The sequence below is a fragment of the Roseitalea sp. genome, assembly GCF_984466335.1.
Map to the genome: position 1 here is coordinate 1 of NZ_CFIFWG010000191.1, position 2,122 is coordinate 2,122.

Annotated in this window: 4 protein-coding genes; 3 read left to right on the forward strand and 1 reads right to left on the reverse strand. The window is 68.3% G+C overall.

What is annotated here, in order from left to right; genetic code table 11:
• The 3 genes from AC5E6L_RS13895 to AC5E6L_RS13905 form a co-directional block, all read left to right on the forward strand.
• On the forward strand, nucleotides 1-421 hold a 421-nt coding region (locus AC5E6L_RS13895; RefSeq protein ID WP_491774068.1), incomplete at its 5' end, for a DUF1489 family protein.
• Nucleotides 422-516: 95 nt separating this feature from the next.
• Nucleotides 517-1,251, forward strand: a complete 735-nt coding sequence (locus tag AC5E6L_RS13900; RefSeq protein ID WP_491774070.1) for a VWA domain-containing protein — start codon at nucleotides 517-519, stop codon at nucleotides 1,249-1,251.
• Nucleotides 1,248-1,952, forward strand: coding sequence for a DnaJ domain-containing protein (locus AC5E6L_RS13905; RefSeq protein ID WP_491774072.1), 705 nt, complete (start codon nucleotides 1,248-1,250; stop codon nucleotides 1,950-1,952). The genes AC5E6L_RS13900 and AC5E6L_RS13905 overlap by 4 nt, the downstream gene beginning before the upstream one ends.
• 33 nt (nucleotides 1,953-1,985) lie before the next feature.
• Here AC5E6L_RS13905 and AC5E6L_RS13910 read toward each other — a convergent pair.
• Nucleotides 1,986-2,122 (reverse strand): SPOR domain-containing protein (locus AC5E6L_RS13910; protein ID WP_491774077.1); only part of this gene is annotated, 137 nt, incomplete at its 5' end.

Genomic DNA, 2,122 nt, shown 5'->3' on the forward strand with positions numbered 1-2,122 from the left:
CAAACTGTGCGTCGGGGCCGAGAGCGTCGATGATCACCGCGCCTGGATCGAGGCCCGGCTCGCCGAGAAGCGGCGATCGGGCCTGCCGGAGGAATCGATCCACACCACCCGCATGATCCCCAGGCGGGCCGACGAGATCGTTGGCAAGGGCTCGCTCTACTGGGTCATCAAGGGGCGCGTCCAAAGCCGCCAGCGCATCGTCGACATCAGGCCTTTCGTCGACGCGCAGGGTGTCTCGCGTTGCGATCTGGTGCTCGCTCCCGAGCCCGTCCTGACCGTGCCGCAACCGCGCCGCCCCTTCCAGGGCTGGCGCTATCTGAAGCCGGAGGATGCGCCGGCGGATCTGAATGCCGGCGCTGCGGGCCTTGCCGACATGCCGCCCGCCATGCGCGCCGAACTGGCCGATCTGGGACTTTTGTAGCGCCCGCCGCGATTCCAGCTGAAGATAAGCCGCTCCAAGACATCCGGCGCGCGCGCCATCTTGCAATGGCGTGCCGAAACGCCATTTCTGCAACCATGAGCAAGACACCGGTCAGAACCGACACGACGGGCCGGACCCCGGAAAGGCCCGCATCGTCCTCCGGCGACATCGCCGCGTTCCTCGATGCGGCCAGATCCGTCAAGCCGGGCGCGGGCGGCACCGGCCGCATCGTGCTGGCGCTCGACGCGACCATGAGCCGGCAGCCGACCTGGGACGTGGCCTGCCAGATCCAGGCGGAGATGTTCGAGAACGTCGCCCGCTCGACCGCCCTGAGCATGCAGCTCGTCTATTTCCGCGGCTTCGGCGAATGCCGGGCCTCGCGCTGGGCGCGCAGCGGGCCCGAGCTGGCCGGCATGATGACCCGGATCGATTGCCGCGCCGGCCGGACCCAGATCGGCAAGGTGCTCAAGCATGCGCTCGGGGAGCACGCCCGCTCCCCGATCTCGGCGCTCGTCTATATCGGCGATGCGATGGAGGAAAACCCCGACAGGGTAGGCCATGCGGCCGGCCAGCTCGGCGTGCGCGGCGTTCCCGCCTTCGTCTTCCAGGAAGGCCATGAGCCGGGCGCCGAGGTCGTTTTCCGGGAGATCGCCCGTCTGACGCGCGGCGGCTGGTTTCGCTTCGATCCGTCCGCGCCGCGGGTGCTGGCCGACCTTCTGAAGTCGATCGCGGTCTATGCCACCGGCGGGGTCAAGGCGCTCGAAGCGCGGGGCACCGGGGCCGACCGCAGGCTGCTGGCGCAGCTCAAGGGAGGCGGGCAGCATCCATGACCGCGCTTATTGTCCTGATCGGAGCGATCGGATTTGCCGCGCTCGCCATGTGGTATTTCATCGTCACGCCGCCGGCGCGGGTGGCGGTCGCCCTTCGCCATGTCGGTCCGGGCCTGCTGGGGCTGCTCGGTGCGGCGCTGACCTTTTCGGGCCGCATCGGCCTTGGCGCGCCGCTTCTTTTCTTCGCTTACGCGCTCTTTGCCCGCGCGCGCGGCGTGTCGAGGATGCGCTCGACGCCGGGCCAGCGCTCGACGGTCCGCAGCGCCATGCTGGAGATGATGCTCGATCACGACACCGGCGACATGGACGGCGTCGTCCTCGGCGGCACGTTCGAGGGCCGGCAACTGGGCGGCATGGGCGATGAGGAACTGATGGAGCTGGCGCGGCAGGTGCGCGAGGACGCCGAGAGCGCCCAGCTATTGGAGGCGTATCTTGACCGCCGCATGCCCGGCTGGCGCGACGACGCGGAGCCGGACGATGGTGCGCGGGCTCGCAGCACGGCCCAGGCGGGCGCCATGACAGAGCAGGAAGCCTACCAGATCCTTGGGCTTGAGCCGGGCGCGACCCTGGCCGAGATCCGCAAGGCCCATCGCAGCCTTATGCAGCGCGTCCACCCCGATCTCGGCGGCAGTTCCTTTCTTGCGCAGCGGATTAACGAGGCGAAGGATTTTCTGCTGAGGCTTCATGGCGAACGGTCCTGATACGCAAAAACCTGAAACGGGACACTTCGGGCCCTAGTTCGCATGGGCCAGGCACGTATAGTCATATCTCTTCAGCGCCGAGCAGGCCCCCCAGGCCTGGGACTTCGACGCAAATCCGGCAAAGCGCGCCCGGTGGAAGGTCACGCCGCCCTTGACGAACCGTTCGACGA